A 19,023-nucleotide genomic window follows, 5' to 3' on the forward strand; every position below is an offset into this window, starting at 1 on the left:
TTATCGCTAAACGTGATATATTAAAGATGGTATCCATCGATAAAATAGATAGGTCATGCGCTACTCACCTGAAGCCCTTACCGCGTTTGTTGAAACCGTGGCGGCAGGCTCCTTTTCTGCCGCCGCTCGTCGGTTACGCAAAAGCCAGTCGACGATCAGCACCGCGATTGCCAACCTCGAAGCCGATCTCGGCTTTGAGCTGTTTGACCGTTCCGCCCGCCAGCCGGTACTCACCGCTCAGGGGGAGCAGGTGCTGGGGTATGTCCAGGCGATCCTCGCCGCCAGCTCGCGGCTGGACGAGCTGGCGGTATCGTTAACCGCGCAAACGGAGGCGCGTCTGACCTTTGTGCTTTCCGATACGCTTAACCCGGACGTGCTGGAAGATCTGATGAACCAGTTTGACCAGCGTTTTCCCCATACGGAATTTGAGTGCCTGATTGGCGAGGAAGAGGACGTCATCGATCTGCTGCAGAAGGAGAGGGCGCAGGTTGGCCTGACGGAGGCACGCGACAGTTACCCGACCGATATCGGCGTTACCCGACTGCCGATACAAACGCGAATGGCAATTTATGTCGCGACCACCCACCCACTTGCCGGACAACATGACGTGCAGGCCGATGAACTGCACGGCTGGCGGGAACTGCGGCTCAGCACCTACCTTGAGCGCGAGGCGACGCTCGCCCGGGGGCCGGTCTGGTCAGCACCGAATTACCTGTTACTCTTGAGTATGGCGGTGCAGGGATTTGGCTGGTGCGTGTTGCCGTGTGCGCTGGTGGATGAATTTGCGCCCGCGAAATCGCTGGTGCCGTTGAATGTCCCTGGCTGGCCCCGTGCGATCGGCATCGATCTGCTGTGGAATAAACGATCCCCTCCCGGCGTCGCCGGAAGCTGGCTGCGACAGTATCTGCAGGACGCATGCTAATCCTTGTGATTAAACTCACTATTTTTAAACAATTAAGATAAATGCCAGTAACAATCCTCTACTATCGTCATGTCCTTTAACACAGAGGTGGTGATGAAAGATGTCGTTATAGTGGGTGCGTTGCGTACAGCTATCGGCTGTTTTCAGGGAGCGCTGGCGCGTCACTCGGCTGTTGATCTGGGGAGCGTGGTGGTTAAAGCGCTGGTGGAGCGCAGCGGGATCGCAGCACATGAAGTCGATGAGGTGATCCTCGGACAGGTCCTGACGGCCGGCGCCGGGCAAAACCCTGCCCGTCAGGCGGCGCTAAAAGGCGGCCTGCCCAACACCGTCTCGGCCATCACCATCAACGACGTCTGTGGCTCAGGATTAAAGGCGCTGCATCTTGCCACGCAGGCCATCCAGTGTGGCGAAGCGGATGTGGTCATCGCCGGCGGACAGGAGAACATGAGCCGTGCGCCGCATGTTCTCACCGACAGCCGCACCGGCGCACAGCTGGGAAATAGCCAGTTGCTCGACAGCCTGGTGCATGACGGGCTGTGGGATGCGTTTAATGATTACCATATGGGCGTGACGGCGGAGAACCTGGCGCGGGAGTATGGCATCAGCCGTGAGCTGCAGGATGCATACGCGTTAAGCTCGCAGCAGAAAGCGCGTGCCGCGATTGATTCCGGGCGTTTTCGCGATGAAATTGTTCCGGTAAGCACCCAGCGCCAGGATGGTCAGATTCTTGTCGTCGACACCGATGAACAGCCGCGTACCGATGCCAGTGCAGAAGGGCTGGCCATGCTCAACCCTGCTTTTGAGACGCAGGGCTCGGTGACGGCGGGAAATGCCTCCTCCATTAACGACGGTGCGGCGGCTGTGATGATGATGAGCGAAAGCAAAGCTCAGGAGCTGGATCTCCCGGTGCTGGCCCGTATCAGGGCCTTTGCCAGCGTGGGCGTTGATCCTGCGTTAATGGGGATCGCGCCAGTGTACGCGACACGTCGCTGCCTGGAGCGCGCGGGCTGGCAGCTCTCCGATGTGGATCTGATTGAAGTCAACGAGGCCTTTGCCGCTCAGGCGATCTCGGTGGGCAAAATGCTGGAGTGGGATCCCCTGCGGGTGAATGTCAACGGTGGCGCGATTGCGCTCGGTCATCCCATCGGCGCTTCTGGCTGCCGCATTCTGGTATCGCTGGTTCACGAGATGAAAAAGCGTAACGCCCGTAAAGGCATTGCCACGCTGTGTATCGGCGGTGGGCAAGGGGTGGCGCTGGCTATCGAACGTTAATGACTTCCTTCGTAAATGAACCTCCCGTCGGGAGGTTTTTTTATGCGTGTTATTCTGCACTGACGTGATCTCCCTCCGCTAATTTCGCCTAAATACCTCGTGTTTGTTGACGAATATCACGCCGATTTGTACCGAAAAAAATGAAACAAATAATTACGATCTTGCTCACTAAAATAGCAATTATTAAAAAATAAACTGCTGTTTCATAAAAATGAAACGTTATTTTAGTTGAGGGTTTTCTATGTTTAAAAAATCTCTGGTCCTTGCTTCTCTCATTGGTACCTCTTTCGCGGCGCAGGCGGTGACCGTCGATCTGCGTCATGAATATATCGACAATGGCGCGAATGCTGACCGTGTCTCTGTGTCGCATCGCTTTGCCAATGGCGTCGGTTTTTCTGTTGAAGCAAAATGGAAATCGGGCGGCGATAAGGCCGATCAGCCCTTCGCGGATGTGGTGGGGAACGGTCATGAAGATCAAATTAGCTGGCGCTGGAAAGCGACAGAGAATATTGCGCTGACGCCTGCGTTCACGCTTGAGAGTAATGACAGTCGCACCATTTATAAACCCAATCTGCACCTGCAATACAGTTTTGATAATGGCTTTTACGTAGCCGCACGTTACCGCTATGAATATACCCGTTATCCGTCAAGCTCAAATAAAGAGGATGACAAAGTTAACCGCGGTGATGCCTGGGTCGGCTGGGTAATGGGAGACTGGCGTAGCGAGCTGAATTATGTTTATGCAAAAAGTACGGAAGGGATGGTCCGTAATAATAATAAAGATTATTCCACCGAATATAACGCGAAGCTGGCGTATAAATGGGATAAAAACTGGGCGCCGTATGTTGAGGTGGGTAACGTGGGGGTGAAAGAGAGTGATGAACGCCAGACCCGCTTCCGTGTAGGTGTGGCGTACTCTTTCTGATAAGTCCCCGCAGGCCCGGCAAGCGCAGCGCCACCGGGCAAAACGCTCAGAGCAAAAAAAAGCCCTCCGTAAGGAGGGCAAGGCCAGTTACAGAAACACTGATTTAAATCATGCAGACAACATATCCGGTTGCGCGGGGAGTTTCGCGATATAGAGGGCAGGTTTGCCGTCTTTATCGGAACTGAACAGCACCGCTTTCTCGTCCGGTGTAAAGGAGGGATGCGGATGGGTGACCTGGCGGCTATTTTCCACCGTCGCCCAGGAGGTGTCATGGCGGGCGATGCGGAAGTAGCTTTTTTTCGCCACGTCAAACCCGTACAGATAAGGATCGTTGTCGATGGTGTAACCGTGGGTGTCTTTTACATCCACCGGTGTGCCGGAACCGTCGCCCACCAGCAACGTGCCGTCGAAATTACTCATCAAATGCGAGCAGGATGGCATCTGCATCACCGCCTCGTTCACACCTGAATCCGGATTAAAGCGGCAGATGCTGCGGCCCTGCAGGCCTTTCAGATACGAGACATAAACCAGCGCGGAGCCATCCGGGACCCAGAATTCGTGGGTGCAGCTTTCACCCTGTGCATGCGTTTTAACTTTACGTACGTTGGTGCCATCTTCGTTGACCAGCCACATTCGGGCATCGACCAGATCGTGTGGCCCCTCGTGACAAAACGCCACCGTGTGGTCATCAAACGGACGGTAGATGGGATGCCCCAGCCAGTTTTTCTCTTCATGAATGGTTGAGCTCGCGCCGGTTTTCAGATCCACGCGCAGCAGTCGGCAGTGGGGCCCTTTATGGAAGAAGTCGTGGAAAATTTTCCAGTCGTTCAGCGGCGTCCAGTCGCGTTTTGCAATTTCTATGCCCACAAGGCTGGTGCAGTCGCTGTTCGCCACCCAGGTGCCGTAACCGACCCAGTCATCCGGGACGCGGTACACTTCACGCTCCACTCGCGTCTGAAGATCGACCTCCATAAGCGTGCGATCGTTCTTCACATAGTAGAAGGCGCGATCGTCCGGGGAGAGGAATCCGCCAAAGGTGTTATCGCCTGCGCCCTCCGTCAGCTGAACGGCTTCGGCGTTCTGCAGATCCAGCAAGTAATAGTTCCAGTGACCATCGAACGCCCCCGCGAACAGCAGGTGGCTGCCGTCATTGAAGAAGCACTTCTGGTAAAAGTAGTTGCGATGACAGGTTACTTCAGGCGGGGTCAGGCGAGTGACTTCCACGCCTGTATCCGGATCGCGGCCGATCTCATAGTTCAGCTTGACCCGCATACCTTTAGCCATATTGCGCTCCTTTCGGCGATAAAATCAGATTAAAAACCGGGTGTTAAAATATCAAAACGATGTTTCATTATGTGTGACTTATCGCGCTGTTTATCGGTTTAATGGATAAGAATGATGGAATCCTGGCGTTATCGTGATCGGAACACCATTTCTGATATAAAGAATCATAAAAAATGAAACGATGTTTTAAATGTATTTGAAAACCCCCTTACTGGCGTTTACACTGTGCTTATCCTTAAAACGGAACGTCGTTTCGTTAATTTTCTGCCTTCGGGCACGATCCATCTGGAGGTTATCGTGGACGTCAGACAAAGCATCCACAGTGCGCATGCCAAAACCCTCGACACGCAGGGGCTGCGCAGTGAGTTTTTAGTTGAGCAGGTGTTCGAAGCCGATCGCTACACTATGGTCTACAGCCACATTGACCGCATTATTGTGGGCGGCATTATGCCGGTGGCCAAAACCGTCTCCGTGGGCGGTGAAGTGGGTAAACAACTCGGCGTGAGCTATTTCCTGGAACGGCGTGAACTGGGCGTGATTAACATTGGCGGGCCGGGCACCATTACGGTTGACGGTCAGTGCTACGAGATTGGTCACCGCGACGCGCTGTATGTCGGCAAGGGCGCGAAAGAGGTGGTCTTTGCAAGCGTTGACGGCAGCACGCCAGCGAAGTTTTATTACAACTGCGCCCCGGCTCATACCACCTGTCCTACCAAAAAAGTCACCCCGGCAGACGTAGCCCCGGTGACGCTGGGCGACAACCTCACCAGCAACCGTCGCACTATCAATAAATACTTCGTTCCGGATGTGCTGGAGACCTGCCAGCTCAGCATGGGGCTGACCGAGCTGGCGCCTGGCAACCTGTGGAACACCATGCCGTGCCACACCCATGAGCGTCGCATGGAGGTCTATTTCTACTTCAACATGGATGAGGATGCCTGTGTATTCCACATGATGGGGCAACCGCAGGAAACACGCCATATCGTGATGCACAACGAGCAGGCGGTTATCTCTCCAAGCTGGTCAATTCACTCCGGCGTGGGGACGAAGGCGTACACCTTCATCTGGGGAATGGTCGGTGAAAACCAGGTCTTTGATGACATGGACCACGTCGCGGTAAAAGATCTGCGCTAGTCGCGGGCAGTTAAGCATAAATCTGCCTGTTGCTGACAGGCATCGAAAGAGTAAGGAACAAACATGATTCTGGATGCATTCTCTCTGCAAGGTAAAGTGGCTGTGGTTTCCGGTTGTGACACCGGTCTGGGCCAGGGCATGGCGTTAGGGCTGGCAGAAGCGGGCTGCGATATCGTGGGCATCAACATCGTCGAGCCTACGGAAACCATCGAGCGTGTGACCGCGCTGGGCCGCCGTTTCCTGAGCCTGACGGCGGATCTGCGTAAAATCGACGCCATTCCTGACCTGCTGGATCGCGCGGTGGCGGAATTCGGCCATATCGACATTCTGGTCAACAATGCCGGTTTGATCCGCCGTGAAGATGCCATTAACTTCAGCGAGCGCGACTGGGACGACGTGATGAACCTGAATATCAAAAGCGTGTTCTTTATGTCTCAGGCGGCGGCGAAACACTTTATCGCTCAGGGGAACGGCGGCAAGATTATTAATATCGCCTCCATGCTCTCCTTCCAGGGGGGGATCCGGGTGCCATCTTACACCGCGTCAAAAAGCGCAGTGATGGGGGTCACCCGTCTGCTGGCGAACGAATGGGCGAAGCACAATATCAACGTTAACGCCATTGCCCCGGGCTACATGGCCACCAACAACACCCAGCAGCTGCGTGCCGACGAGCAGCGCAGCGCGGAAATCCTTGACCGGATCCCGGCAGGGCGTTGGGGACTGCCGGACGATCTGAAAGGGCCGGTGGTGTTCCTGGCATCGAAGGCATCGGACTACATCAACGGTTATACCGTGGCGGTTGATGGCGGCTGGCTGGCGCGTTAATTCGCCCTGACGATAGAGCCTCTGCCTGTGGGTGGAGGTTTTTTTTTGCTCAAAAATTGTCATTATCCATATCGTCAAAGATGAAAAATCCATACTAAAAAATAATAAATGACGCGAATCACAGTTTTATTACTTAAATATTAATCAATTAGTAAAATATGGCGATATTTCACCGCGAGTTGAAATTGTAATGTCCATCACAGATCGCCATGCCATAGCGAAATAATCCATATCTTCGCGAATTCCGGCCTGACACTTTTCTTCCCTATCTCGTAATTTCACTTAACGAATTTCTCTGTTCAGGCAGGAAACTATGACATCTATAAATGACTCTACCCTCATGCCCGCGGCGCTGCGCGATACTCGCCGTATGAACCAGTTTGTCTCCATTGCGGCGGCAGTGGCAGGCTTATTATTTGGACTGGATATCGGCGTCATTGCTGGCGCATTACCGTTTATTACCGATCACTTTACGCTGAGCAGTCGCCTGCAGGAGTGGGTGGTGAGCAGCATGATGCTCGGCGCGGCCATCGGCGCGCTGTTCAACGGCTGGCTCTCGTTCCGTCTCGGGCGCAAATATAGCCTGATGGTTGGGGCGATCCTGTTTGTGGCAGGCTCCATTGGCTCTGCGTTTGCCACCAACGTGGAAGTGCTGCTGCTCTCCCGCGTATTGCTGGGCGTGGCGGTCGGGATTGCCTCCTACACCGCGCCGCTGTATCTCTCGGAGATGGCGAGCGAGAACGTGCGCGGCAAGATGATCAGTATGTACCAGCTGATGGTCACGCTGGGTATCGTACTGGCGTTTCTGTCGGATACTTACTTCAGCTACAGCGGTAACTGGCGCGCCATGCTGGGCGTACTGGCGCTGCCGGCGCTGTTGCTGATTGTGCTGGTGATTTTTCTGCCGAACAGCCCGCGCTGGCTGGCGCAGAAAGGCCGTCACGTGGAAGCAGAAGAGGTGCTGCGCATGCTGCGTGATACCTCAGAGAAAGCGCGTGAAGAACTGAATGAGATCCGCGAAAGCCTGAAGCTTAAGCAGGGCGGCTGGTCGCTGTTTAAAGCCAACCGCAACGTGCGTCGCGCGGTGTTCCTCGGCATGCTGCTGCAGGCGATGCAGCAGTTCACCGGGATGAACATCATCATGTATTACGCGCCGCGTATCTTCAAAATGGCCGGATTCACCACCACCGAACAGCAGATGATTGCAACCCTGGTGGTCGGGCTGACCTTTATGTTTGCCACGTTTATCGCGGTATTTACCGTGGATAAAGCCGGTCGTAAACCGGCGCTGAAGATTGGCTTTAGCGTAATGGCGCTCGGTACGCTGATCCTCGGTTACTGTCTGATGCAGTTTGATAACGGCACCGCCTCAAGCGGTCTCTCCTGGCTCTCTGTCGGGATGACCATGATGTGTATCGCCGGGTATGCCATGAGCGCCGCACCGGTGGTGTGGATCCTGTGCTCTGAAATTCAGCCGCTGAAATGTCGCGATTTTGGTATCACCTGTTCCACCACCACCAACTGGGTGTCGAACATGATCATCGGCGCAACCTTCCTGACGCTGCTGGATGCTATTGGCGCAGCAGGAACGTTCTGGCTCTACACGGTACTGAACGTGGTGTTTATCGGTGTGACCTTCTGGCTTATTCCTGAAACCAAAGGCGTGACGCTGGAACATATTGAACGCAAGCTGATGAGCGGGGAGAAACTACGTAATATTGGCGTGTGATTTATCCCCTCACCCCAAAGGAGAGGGAATGGTTTGCGCCCTCTCCCTTTAAGGGAGAGGGCCGGGGTGAGGGTTAACGCATCGCCCGTTTCAAAATACGCTCTGCCTGACGCTGGAAGTCCGCCGCTGTCTCTTCCACCGATTTCTGACCGTAGTCGATATACTGCAGCGAGGTGCCGAACTGCGCCACTATCTGCGGATCGTCAAAGTAAGGTGAGACGGAGAGTTTTGACGGCAGAGACTGCGCCAGACGCAGGCCCGCAACCGACGGGTCGTTTTCCTTAATGGTCCCGGCTTCAGTCAGGTACTGAACCGCCACTTTGCTCAACGGTACGCCACGCTCCAGTCCCAGCGTATCCACGCCCTCTTTACTGTTCAGCAGGAAGTTAATCAGCTTCGCCGCCGCTTCCGGGTTTTTGGTCGATTTACCAATCGAGAGCATCTGCGCCGGTTTGAAGAACAGGCCCGCATCCGTGGCGCCCGGCAGCATGGGGTAACTGCCCAGCACCAGTTTTGCCGGTGGTTTGAGGTTATCGGAGTATTTATTGATGGTGGAGTTCCACATATAGGTGCCTCCCCATTCCCCCTGGATCCACGGCTTCATTTCATACATGTTGCTCTTGCCAAACGACGCATAGTATTTGGTGTCTGGCATTACGTGGCTATCAATCAGTTTTTTATAGGTCTGGAAGAACTCCACCCACTGCGCTTTGCTGTAAGTGAACTTTTTGGTTTTCTCGTCCACGGCCGGGATGTTGTATTTCTGAATCATGTAAGAATTCAGCAGCGCCAGCGTGTCCTGGTGTTCCAGAATGACAGGGTAATATTGCTTACCGAGTTTGCTTTCGAACGTTTTACCGGCGGCCATCAGCTCGTCCCAGGTTTTCGGGTAGTCGATGCCCGCTTTTTTCCAGGTCTCGTCATTAAAGTAGAACACGCGCGCGGTCACGGAGATTGGGATCCCGTTTAGCTTGCCGTTGACGGTCGTGGACTGAAGCTCTTTGGCATCGAACTGGCTTAAGTCGATCACGTCTTTCATTTTATTCAGATCGTAAAAACCGTCGCCGGTTTTCGAGAAGATCGGCAGCCAGTTCCAGTTGGTTTGCATCACATCCGGCTCTGTGCCGCCTGCGATCTGGGTAGTCAGACGGGAAAGATGGCCATCCCAGCCAGTGTATTCCGCCTTAACGTTAATGTCAGGGTTCTGTTTATGGAACTCTTCTAACGCTTTCAGCGTCACCTGGTGACGGCCATTACCGCCCCACCAGGACATACGTAAATCGGTATTTTGCGCCATCGATGGCAACGCGGTAAGGCCCAGGGTCGCGGAGATTGCTGCGCTTAAAAGCACATTTTTCATTTTTATCACTCCATCAGAGAGAGAGGTTCAGTTCGGTTTTTGCGTCAAAAATATGGCACTTATTCATGTCAAAGCGGAAATAGACTTTACGGTTAAGACCTTTATCAATCATTGGCTTAGCGTCATCCGAAGGGATTCTGGCGGTCAGTTCATGGTCCGCTACCTTCAGGTACACGAAGAATTCGTGGCCCATGTTCTCCACGCGCACCATTTCGCCGCTGCAGCCACCGTCGGGGAAGGGGGCGTCAGAGAGCGACACAAATTCCGGGCGCACGCCGTAGAACACGTCCTGGCCGGCGTAAGCGGCGACTTTCTCCTGCGTTTGTGGGGTTAACGGCATGGTTTCACTGCCGATGGTAATGTGCAGTTGCCCGGCCTGTTCCACCAGCTGGCTTTTACGAATGTTCATCTCCGGTGCGCCGATAAAGCCCGCGACGAACATGTTTTTGGGCTTGTGGTAGAGATTGTCCGGGGTATCGACCTGCATGATATGGCCCAGCTTCATCACACAGATACGGTCGCCCATGGTCATCGCTTCGGTCTGGTCATGCGTGACGTAGACGGTGGTGGCCGGTTTACCGGACTGCTTCAGCTGCTTATGCAGATCTGAAATACGAATACGCATCGAGGCACGGAGCTTGGCATCAAGGTTTGACAGCGGTTCATCAAACAGAAACACGTCCGGCTTTTTCACAATCGCGCGGCCAACCGCTACACGCTGGGCCTGTCCACCGGAAAGCTGGCGCGGCAGGCGGTCAAGCAGCGACTCCAGCTCCAGGATTTTGGCCGCTTCGTTTACCTGCGACTCAATTTGCTCTTTCGGCAGTTTGCTCAGCTTAAGACCAAAGGCCAGATTTTCGCGCACCGTCATGTGCGGGTAGAGCGCGTAGTTCTGGAACACCATCGCAATACCACGCTCCTTCGGGGCGAGGTTGTTCACGATCTTATCGCCGATCCGCACTTCACCGCCGCTGATGGTTTCCAGGCCGGCCAGCATGCGAAGGGTGGTGGACTTGGCGCACCCGGATGGACCGACGATCACCATAAATTCCCCTTCGGCGATTTTCAGGTCGATAGCATGTACCGCCTTGAAGCCATTGGAGTAGACCTTTTCCAGTTTGTTGAAGATAACTTCAGCCATGATATTTCCCTCTTAACCTTTAATTCCGCTGCTGGTGACGCCCTGTACGAAGTAGCGCTGTGCCAGGAAGAAGACAATGATGGATGGCAGAATGGAGATGCTCGCCATTGCCAGAATTTCGTTCCATGGCGCACCTTCGGTAACGTCGATAGACATTTTCAGCGCCAGTGCAATCGGGTATTTATCCACGCTGTAGACGTAAATCAGCGGTCCAATGAAATCGTTCATTGACCACATAAACTGGAACAGGGCGACGGAGATAATGGCCGGTTTCAGGATCGGCACCACCACGTACCACAGCACCTGGATGGAGTTGCAGCCGTCGATTTGTGCCGCCTCTTCCATGTCACGCGGCACGCCGCGCAGGAACTGGATCAGCATGAAGACGAAGAACCCCTGGGTGGCAAAGGCCAGCGGCAGGTACAACGGCATGTAGCTGTTCAGCATGCCCATTTCACGGAACATCAGGTATTGCGGGATCAACAGCACGGTGCTCGGCAGCAGCATGGTGGTGATGAGCGTGGCGAACCAGAATTTCTTCCACGGGATCTCAAAGCGCGCAAAACCATACGCCACGATGGTGGAGGAGATAATGGTCAGGATCACTTTGGGGATCACATACTTAAAGGTGTTCAGCATGTAATGGCCGAAGGTGTACTCGGTACCGGTCTTCCAGCCGTTCACAAACCCGTCCCAGGTGGCATGCGCAGGCCACAGGCTCAGGGTGGTGAAGATCTCGTGGTTCGGTTTGAACGATGCAGAGAACATCCACACCAGCGGGTAGAGCATCAGCAGGCCGACAAACAGCAGGATGACATAGCGCACGGTGGCGTTGATTTTCTCTCTGCGCTGCGTACGGGCAACCTCGCGCTCTGCGACGCTTCTGGCCGCGGAAAGGTGTTGAATATCAGCCATTTTTGCCTCCTTTATCGGCGGAGTAGAACACCCAGTATTTCGACGACTTAAAGGCGATACCGGCAAAGACGGCCACCACCAGGAACAAGATCCAGGCCAGCGCCGCGCCGTAACCCATATCGAAGTATTTGAACGCCGTGTCGTAGATGTAGAGCGAGAACAGATAGGTCGAATAGGTTGGCCCGCCGCCGGTAATGACGTACGGCCCGGTAAATTCCTGGAACGCCTGGGTGGTTTGCATGATGAAGTTAAAGAAAATCACCGGCGTAATCAGCGGGACGGTCACTTTCGTGAACATCTGCCACCTGGAGGCGCCGTCGATCATCGCTGCCTCATATTGCGATTGCGGTACGTTTTGCAGTGCCGCCAGGAAAATGACCATCGCAGAACCGAACTGCCAGACCCGCAGCAGGGTGACGGACATCAGCGCCAGCGATGGCTCACCAAGCCAGTTCACCGGGTCGAAACCAAATATCCCAATAAAACTGTTCAGCAGACCATCAATCGCAAATAACGCGCGCCACAAAACGGCAATTGCCACAGAGCTGCCGAGGATCGACGGAATATAGTAGGCGGTACGGAAAAAGCCGATCCCCCGTAATTTGAAGTTCAGAACAAACGCGATCCCTAATGCAAAGGCGAGCTTCAGCGGAATGGTCAAAAATACATACGCAAACGTGACACCCATTGATGTCCAGAAGAGCGTGTCTTCGGTAAACATGTAGCGATAATTTTCGATGCCGTTAAACACCGGCGGGCTCATCAAATCGTAATCCGTAAAACTGAGGAAAAACGATGAGACGAAGGGGAAAGCCGTAAAGAGTATCAACCCAATTATGTAGGGTGATATCCATGCGAGCCCCAACAGCTTGTTTTCATTCATACATACCTACCTGGCAATCAAGGGAGTTAAATGATGGTATGAGTTTCAGGTCATGAGAACCGGTGTTCTTAAATAATAAAACAGTGTTTTATTTTATATTATGGTTATTTAGGCCCGCGTCATTCGCGCAATGATGGAAATGTGATCGGTGTCGAAACGCTGTTTCAATAAAGTGATGAGGGTGGCATTTTGACGCTAATTCAGGCAATCAGGGCAGGCCGTCAGCGAAGGGAGCAGGTAAAGCGAATGATTAATAACAATAATACCGGGAAGGTACTAACTACTAACTTTGATAGCCAGTATACAGATAGATCAATATCGCGTTCAGATTATTCTTACTTTCTTGTATCATCGGACCACCTGAACTCACCAGGCAGAAATTAACTGCACTCTTAACAGAAGAACGGCTATGTCAGCGATGGATTTCAAAAAAAACACGGACCTCGATTTTCCTTCTTATGCCACCCCGGCAGTCAGCACTAAAGAGATCGACCTTCTGGGACTGTTAGACGTACTGCTTGCCGCTAAAAAACGCATCGTCGCCATTACGTTCGCGTTTGCGCTGGCAGGCCTGGCGATTGCGTTTTTACTGCCGCAGAAATGGACCAGTAAAGCGGTGATCACGCCAGCCGAACAGACGCAGTGGAACCCGCTGCGCCAGATGATGGTTGCATTGCAGGTGCTGGACGTGGACGTGAAAGTGTCCCGTGATGAAGTCTTTGGGCTGTTTATCAAAAAGTTTCAGTCGCAGTCCTTGCTTGAAGAGTATATGAAATCCTCCCCTTACGTTATGTCTCAGCTTGAGGGGACAAACGTGGATCCGCTTGAGCTGCATTGTGCGGTGGTCAATATCTCTGAGAAGATGAAAGCGATTGATAACACCCAGGTGAAAGATGCCGATAAAGCGCCTTACGTCTCCTGGACGCTCAGCTTCACCGCCCCCACGGCGGGAGATGCGCAAACCGTTCTGGAAGGGTATATCAAGTATATTGCCGCGATTGTTGAGCAAGAGATCATGCTGAATATCCGTAACCAGCTCGCCCTGAAAACGAAGGTGGTAGAGCAGCAGCTGGACCTGGATCGGGTGCGTCTGACCAATATTCACAACACCAACCTGCAGCGTCTTAACTATTCCCTGGAAGTGGCTAACGCGGCGGGCATTAAGAAACCTGTCTACAGCAACGGACAGGCCGTAAAAGACGATCCGGATTACTCCGTGGCGCTCGGCGCTGACGGTATTGCGCAGAAACTGCAGATTGAAAAGAACCTCAAGGACGTGGCTGAGCTGAATGCCGATTTCCAGAACCGGGAATATTATCTGGCGCAGCTGAAAAAGCTGTCCGTTGAAGATGTTGTACTTGAACCCTTTAAGTATCAACTTTCACCTTCTATGCCGGTGAAAAAAGATGGTCCGGGGAAAGCGCTGATTGTTCTGCTGGCGGGGATCCTCGGTGGGCTGTTTGCCTGTGGTAGCGTTCTGCTGCGTGAAGCGATGCTTAGCCGCAATCCGCTGCCAGAGCCGATAACAGAATAAATGATGCAGATGAAAAGGGCGCTGAAATCAGCGCCCTTTTTTATTGCAGAAAATCTTCCCGTATAGGGGTAAAGGTATCCAGCAGCGTGCCGGGTTTGAGGCAGACGCAGCCGTGCATCACATGCGGTGCTTTGTAGAGTGTATCCCCGGCCGTGACAACATGCCTCTCTTCACCAATGGTGAATTCGAACTCGCCGGACAACACATAGGTTAACTGCTCATGCGGATGGTTGTGCATCGGGCCGATTGCGCCCTGCTCAAAATTCACTTCAACCGCCATCATCTTACCGTTATGCGCCAGGATCCGACGCGTCACGCCGTTACCCAAATCGTCAAGTGTGGTCTCGCGGTGGAAAATAAACATCGCTTCCCTCATCATTAAATGAAATATCGTTTCATTTAATTTATATCACGTAGCGCGAAAAAGAAACGGTGTGACAAAGAACTGGAAACACGATCACAAGTTTGCTTCACTGGGATCAACAGATAAGGAGGGATAATGAAAACAATCGGCCTGCTGGGTGGCATGAGCTGGGAATCGACGATTCCCTACTATCGTTTGATTAATGAAGGGGTGAAGCAACGCCTGGGGGGACTGCATTCGGCCAGCCTGCTGCTGCACAGCGTCGATTTTCATGAGATCGAAGCGTGTCAGTCGAGCGGTGAATGGGATAAAGCCGGGGAAATACTGGCGCAGGCGGCACTTGGGCTCCAGCGTGCCGGTGCCGAAGGGATCCTGCTCTGCACCAACACCATGCATAAGGTGGCTTCGCACATAGAAACGCGCTGTTCGCTGCCGTTTTTGCATATTGCGGATGCGACCGGACGCGCGATCGGCGCGGCAGGGATGCGACGAGTGGCGCTACTGGGAACGCGTTACACCATGGAGCAGGATTTTTATCGTGGTCGGTTAAGCAGTGAGTTTGGTATCGAAAGCCTGATCCCGGATGAGGCCGACCGGGCGCGCATTAATCAGATTATTTTTGATGAGCTTTGCCTCGGCACCTTCAGCGAGTCTTCCCGGGCCTGTTACGTCAGCGTAATTGAAAAGCTCGCCCGGCAGGGGGCTGAAGGGGTGATCTTCGGTTGTACCGAGATCGGCCTGCTGGTGCCGGTTGAGCGAAGCCCGATCCCGGTATTCGACACTGCCGCCATTCACGCTGCCGATGCGGTAGAGTTTATGCTGTCATAACGCGCAGTGCCGGGCGGTAAGCGCCGCCCGGAGGCGTTAAATACTGTTCAGGCTGGGGGAGAAATAGACCTGTAGAGTCCCTTTGTAGTAACCCGCTGTTTTGTCGGTAACCCTGAATTTATCCACAATCAGTCGTAGTGGGGCTGGCGCGCACAGAACAGGATAACTGATCGAGGGCAGGTGCACCGGGCGAACCTGATCCTGGCCGTTAACGCCAGCAGAGATGTCATACCCCTGGCCATTATCGACCCTCATCCAGCTTTTAGTATGAGGATTAAACATTTCAAGACGATAGTCGATGCGCTCATTTTCGCCTGTCCCAGCGGTACCCGTGTTGTAGATGGAATAGTAACCATTTTTACGCGATGCCCCGCCTTTATTCTCATCGGCGAAGGAGAGCTTCATGCTGTCGCTGTTAGAGTTGTAACCATCATACAGGCACATATCCAGCGTGGTAACATCTTCAGCAAAGCTGTTTCCGGTGATCGCGCCTGTAGGATGAAGATCGAGTTGGACCAGCGGATTGGCGTTATTAAACTCCGGGAAAAAAATATCCTGCTTGCCAGTGGCTTTGCCTTTCAGGGTGATATTGGCGACAAAATTCACGGGGGTTCTCCCGGCCGCATTATATTGCAACTTAAGAGCACCCTCCCACACACCACCGACTGGAAGATTATTCATTTCGCTCTGTGGTATCCAGGCTGTAAGAACCCTGGCGTTGTCAACAATACTCCATGAACTTGTCGAGCAACTTAAATAGGTTTGGTTATTGAGTGCGTATCGTGCGTTGCAACTTTCAGACTGGCTGGGGTCTGCGTTGTTATATTTTATTCCGGTCATGTAGGCTTGTAGTTTAAGCGAATGTGTCATGCCACTTCGCTTTTCTTTTAAAACGATAGTGATCGTTGAACGCCCGCTTTGATGGCTGCAGGTTTGCTGCACATCTGAATAGGCGCATTTATAGGTGCCAACAGCATCGTAATACCCTGAAGTACCGGGATAATCCTCTTTCCATAAATATACGTCAGCGGGTGCTCCAGAAGGGAGTTCATATTCTTGTTGAGTAGAGACATTAGGCGTTGGACCATAGTACATCTTTGCTTGTACATTGATAGCCGCCAATAACCCGCATACTATTAACCCTGCTTTTAATCTCATTGCACATTCTCCCTTTGTGCCGTTTCCAGCGCCTGCTTACGCAGGGACTGCTTCAGCTGTGCCTGCACCTGAATCTGGGGCGGAAGCTGGTTGTAGGTTATGGTGGCGCAGTTGACTTCCCCGGCGTAACGAATGCTGGCGCGTTTTTTCAATACTTTAAGGGGGCATTTCAGGAATGACTGTCCGGCCAGCACGTATAAATCGCGCGAAGCCCCAGGCATTTCAAGCGTGAAGCCGCCATCTTTCGCCAGCAGTAACATTGAACTGTTCAGGCCAATTATCGGGAAGCGTTTGACCGTCTCCGGCAGGATCAGGCGGCCAATATAGTTATAGCTAAATGATGCGGACACTTCGCGATAGCGCAGCTTGCCCGGCAGAAGCATCAGGTTTTGCTTGCCTGAACCGGCAATCAGGTTGGTGGTCCCGCTCTGGTGTTTACGCGCGCTGTCGCTGACTTCTATATAGCCCATTTCATAGCCCGTATACGGGAAGAGTACCGAGCCATTTCCGGTGAGGCTGGCTTTGCTGCCGTTAGCAGAGGCATCAACGGAGAGCTGTTCAGCTGATTCGTCATCAATGTTATTGACCGCTACGAGCACCGCCGCAGACGGTTCACCATATCCTGCACGACCAAGCTGAACGCCGTGGCGGCTGATTGCCAGCGTTGAACTGTAGCTCCCCGTGAAAGCGGTGAAATGTTCTTGATTCTGACGATCGTAACTGTCCGTCAGGTTGGCGCTCAGATTGCCATACAGACCATCAATACGGCCATTAATCCCGGAGTCCAGCGTGTCGGTGTTGATTCCGCCAAGATTGATGCCCACTTCACGGTGGTTAACGTTGTCGTCATACCAGGTGCGGGACAGATTCCAGGAGGTCTGATCCTGTGATTCCTTGCTGGTACGGTAATCAGCGCTAATCGTCGTGGTGCGACTGCGTGCGTTAGCATCCATGTGCGGCGTTTCGCTGAACGTCAACATGATGTAGGCACCACGATCGTTATTGCTGTTGCTGTCGTCGCGAGTGAACAGCCCCAGGTTGGTATTCACCATCCAGTTATTCAGGCTAAACGCGCGGGTGGCACTCAACTGAACACTGTCGGTGGTGGTGTTAGCGTCGGTCTGGTTAAAGAAATTATCAGTAAAGCTGTCGCTGTTGTTCCAGCGGGTATGATAATCCGCATGATTACGGGTTCTGTTCCAGTTCAACGCAATATTCCAGTTCAACACGTTTTGAGATGCGCTCGTGCTGATACTTTCAAAACAGCTCAGATCGTAGTCGTTCGCGTCTGTGTCACCTGAGCATTGCCCGCCGCTGGTGTCTTTGCGGTAGACGCTCAATGAAGGCCATCCATCAGCGTGCCAGCTCAGCTGCTGCATATTGCCGCGCCCGCCCTGGTCGTTATAGTAGACTCCGCCCTGCAGATCAGCATTGCCGAATGCGCCAAGTGCGGGAGTCAGGTGTCCACCCAATTCAGCTGAAAAGTCGTTATCCACACTGGCGACACCGAGCGTAGCCTCGCTTTGTGCGGTTACTGGTACTCTGATCCCTGCCTGAGCGGTAGAGGCATTTTTACTGTCGGCATAAGATGAGCTGTCATCCACCAGTTGTCCCATCTGAATAAACCACTGAATGTGACCATCCCCAATGCTACCGGTCTTCGTAAATGGCACCACTTCTGTTCGGGAAAGCTGGTTGCTCTCGTAGATTTTCAGTTGAAGGGTATAGCTACCGGCCGGAAACGACGAGGTATCCAGCGACTGGTTTCCGCCTGCCAGGTAGAAGGAACCGAGAAGCTGGTTATCACGATACACATCCACGCGTGAGCTGCGCGAAAGCAGCACGTTGACCGGTGTACCTTGATTCATCTGCTCCCGGTTGAGATAGCTTAAAGTCGTACCCGCCCGCACGCCATCGAATGTGTTCAGGGGCAGGAAGGAAAAGCTAAAGTTTCCGCCGTCCAGGCTAAACAGGCTTCGGCTATCCATGCGACCACCCTGAATATAAAAGCGGCTCAGATAGTCGTAACGATAAAAGAGTTCGCTGACGTCAGCGCTGGTTTCAGTTTCACCGTCGTTTTCATTGCCGTTAAAATTCCAGTAAGCGCCGAGGTAGCTGTTTTCAGTTACACCCAGCGCGCCCGTTCCCTGGAGATAAACGGATTTAAAGTCTTCCTGCGCCGCGACATTAATATCCTGCTGATGAATAAATGCGTTCACCACATCATCATCACTGTTTGGCTTCAGGTATAAGGCGTTGTGGCGATCGTCCGGGTACCACCGATCGTTAAGAAAAAGGTTAACGGCATTTTTTTCGTCGTTATAAATCAGCGCCACATCGTCGGTTTTCAGGTAATCGCAGCCCGCGCTGGTATTAATCGCGGTACAGGCTAATTCTCCGTGCCGTTCCAGAGGCTGGCTCAGTTTTGCCGTAATTTTCTTTTTGATACCGGTGTCGGCATCCAACGCCATCGCGTCAATAATTTGATCGGGGCGCTCAAATTTCACGGTATCGAGGTTAACAGTGGCGTAAAATTTTCCAAGATTACGTCCGGCTAACCAGACATCGACATACTCTTTCTGACCCAGAACGATGAGTTCAAATCCTGGTGGGATCTTCTCATTGCGCGCATTTGCGCTATTAAGCAGGCTAAAAATCAAGAGGCCCAGAATCGTCTTTTTCATAGTCATTCATCGTTCCCTGATGAGAAAAAATGAATCGAAGGTTTCCCCTTCGATTCATTACCTTA

At 53.0% G+C, this 19,023-nt stretch carries 16 protein-coding genes; 8 read left to right on the plus strand and 8 right to left on the minus strand.

Translation table 11 applies throughout. From position 1 onward, the window contains the following. Window positions 1-55: 55 nt before the first annotated feature. The 3 genes from NQ842_RS05480 (at window position 56) to NQ842_RS05490 (ending at window position 3,119) form a co-directional block, all read left to right on the plus strand. A complete protein-coding gene (locus NQ842_RS05480) occupies window positions 56-922 on the plus strand; it encodes a LysR family transcriptional regulator (RefSeq protein ID WP_257256602.1) in 867 nt (288 codons plus the stop codon). A 93-nt stretch (window positions 923-1,015) separates the two neighbouring features. Further along, complete coding sequence (locus tag NQ842_RS05485) at window positions 1,016-2,194, plus strand: acetyl-CoA C-acetyltransferase (protein WP_046889802.1); 1,179 nt, start codon at window positions 1,016-1,018, stop codon at window positions 2,192-2,194. 241 nt (window positions 2,195-2,435) lie between these two features. Beyond that, the gene (locus NQ842_RS05490) at window positions 2,436-3,119 is read left to right on the plus strand and encodes a porin (RefSeq protein WP_096927705.1); all 684 of its coding nucleotides are present in this window, start codon (window positions 2,436-2,438) and stop codon (window positions 3,117-3,119) included. A gap of 108 nt (window positions 3,120-3,227) precedes the next feature. Here NQ842_RS05490 and NQ842_RS05495 read toward each other — a convergent pair whose 3' ends face one another. Continuing rightward, window positions 3,228-4,403: an oligogalacturonate lyase family protein gene (locus NQ842_RS05495; protein WP_096927706.1), complete on the minus strand. Its 1,176-nt coding sequence runs from the start codon at window positions 4,401-4,403 to the stop codon at window positions 3,228-3,230. A gap of 297 nt (window positions 4,404-4,700) precedes the next feature. Between NQ842_RS05495 and kduI the strand changes: the two genes are divergently transcribed. The 3 genes from kduI to NQ842_RS05510 all read left to right on the plus strand — a co-directional run bounded on the left by kduI (window position 4,701) and on the right by NQ842_RS05510 (window position 8,091). Further along, the gene (kduI, locus tag NQ842_RS05500; RefSeq protein WP_014833149.1) at window positions 4,701-5,537 is read left to right on the plus strand and encodes a 5-dehydro-4-deoxy-D-glucuronate isomerase; all 837 of its coding nucleotides are present in this window, start codon (window positions 4,701-4,703) and stop codon (window positions 5,535-5,537) included. A 63-nt stretch (window positions 5,538-5,600) separates the two neighbouring features. Further along, the gene (kduD, locus tag NQ842_RS05505; protein WP_013098575.1) at window positions 5,601-6,362 is read left to right on the plus strand and encodes a 2-dehydro-3-deoxy-D-gluconate 5-dehydrogenase KduD; all 762 of its coding nucleotides are present in this window, start codon (window positions 5,601-5,603) and stop codon (window positions 6,360-6,362) included. 313 nt (window positions 6,363-6,675) lie between these two features. Further along, a complete protein-coding gene (locus NQ842_RS05510) occupies window positions 6,676-8,091 on the plus strand; it encodes a sugar porter family MFS transporter (protein ID WP_013098574.1) in 1,416 nt (471 codons plus the stop codon). 73 nt (window positions 8,092-8,164) lie between these two features. On the opposite strand, the gene NQ842_RS05515 is transcribed toward NQ842_RS05510, so the two are convergent. The 4 genes from NQ842_RS05515 to NQ842_RS05530 are packed head-to-tail and all read right to left on the minus strand — an operon-like array spanning window position 8,165 to window position 12,390. Continuing rightward, entirely contained in the window at window positions 8,165-9,451 is a 1,287-nt protein-coding gene (locus tag NQ842_RS05515; protein WP_014833147.1) for an ABC transporter substrate-binding protein, read from the minus strand. A gap of 13 nt (window positions 9,452-9,464) precedes the next feature. Continuing rightward, the gene (locus NQ842_RS05520) at window positions 9,465-10,592 is read right to left on the minus strand and encodes an ABC transporter ATP-binding protein (protein WP_014833146.1); all 1,128 of its coding nucleotides are present in this window, start codon (window positions 10,590-10,592) and stop codon (window positions 9,465-9,467) included. Window positions 10,593-10,604: 12 nt separating this feature from the next. After that, window positions 10,605-11,507, minus strand: a complete 903-nt coding sequence (locus NQ842_RS05525; protein WP_096927707.1) for a carbohydrate ABC transporter permease — start codon at window positions 11,505-11,507, stop codon at window positions 10,605-10,607. After that, window positions 11,500-12,390 (minus strand): carbohydrate ABC transporter permease, encoded by an 891-nt coding sequence (locus NQ842_RS05530; protein WP_063426844.1) that lies wholly within the window; start codon window positions 12,388-12,390, stop codon window positions 11,500-11,502. Before NQ842_RS05530 ends, NQ842_RS05525 begins: the two co-directional genes overlap by 8 nt. Before the next feature lie 409 nt (window positions 12,391-12,799). Between NQ842_RS05530 and wzz(fepE) the strand changes: the two genes are divergently transcribed. Beyond that, window positions 12,800-13,924, plus strand: a complete 1,125-nt coding sequence (wzz(fepE), locus tag NQ842_RS05535) for an LPS O-antigen length regulator Wzz(fepE) (RefSeq protein ID WP_257256603.1) — start codon at window positions 12,800-12,802, stop codon at window positions 13,922-13,924. Window positions 13,925-13,964: 40 nt separating this feature from the next. On the opposite strand, the gene NQ842_RS05540 is transcribed toward wzz(fepE), so the two are convergent. Continuing rightward, a complete protein-coding gene (locus tag NQ842_RS05540; RefSeq protein ID WP_046889798.1) occupies window positions 13,965-14,288 on the minus strand; it encodes a cupin domain-containing protein in 324 nt (107 codons plus the stop codon). Window positions 14,289-14,423: 135 nt separating this feature from the next. On the opposite strand from NQ842_RS05540, the gene NQ842_RS05545 reads away from it, so the two are divergent. Continuing rightward, the gene (locus NQ842_RS05545; RefSeq protein ID WP_046889797.1) at window positions 14,424-15,116 is read left to right on the plus strand and encodes an aspartate/glutamate racemase; all 693 of its coding nucleotides are present in this window, start codon (window positions 14,424-14,426) and stop codon (window positions 15,114-15,116) included. 36 nt (window positions 15,117-15,152) lie between these two features. Here NQ842_RS05545 and NQ842_RS05550 read toward each other — a convergent pair whose 3' ends face one another. Beyond that, window positions 15,153-16,274 (minus strand): CfaE/CblD family pilus tip adhesin, encoded by a 1,122-nt coding sequence (locus NQ842_RS05550; protein WP_080019577.1) that lies wholly within the window; start codon window positions 16,272-16,274, stop codon window positions 15,153-15,155. Then, on the minus strand, window positions 16,271-18,958 hold the full coding sequence (locus tag NQ842_RS05555; protein ID WP_257256910.1) for a TcfC E-set like domain-containing protein: 2,688 nt from the start codon (window positions 18,956-18,958) through the stop codon (window positions 16,271-16,273). The genes NQ842_RS05550 and NQ842_RS05555 overlap by 4 nt, the downstream gene beginning before the upstream one ends. Window positions 18,959-19,023: the final 65 nt, after the last annotated feature.

It is taken from the genome of Enterobacter cloacae complex sp. R_G8, assembly GCF_024599795.1.
GTDB lineage: Bacteria > Pseudomonadota > Gammaproteobacteria > Enterobacterales > Enterobacteriaceae > Enterobacter > Enterobacter dissolvens.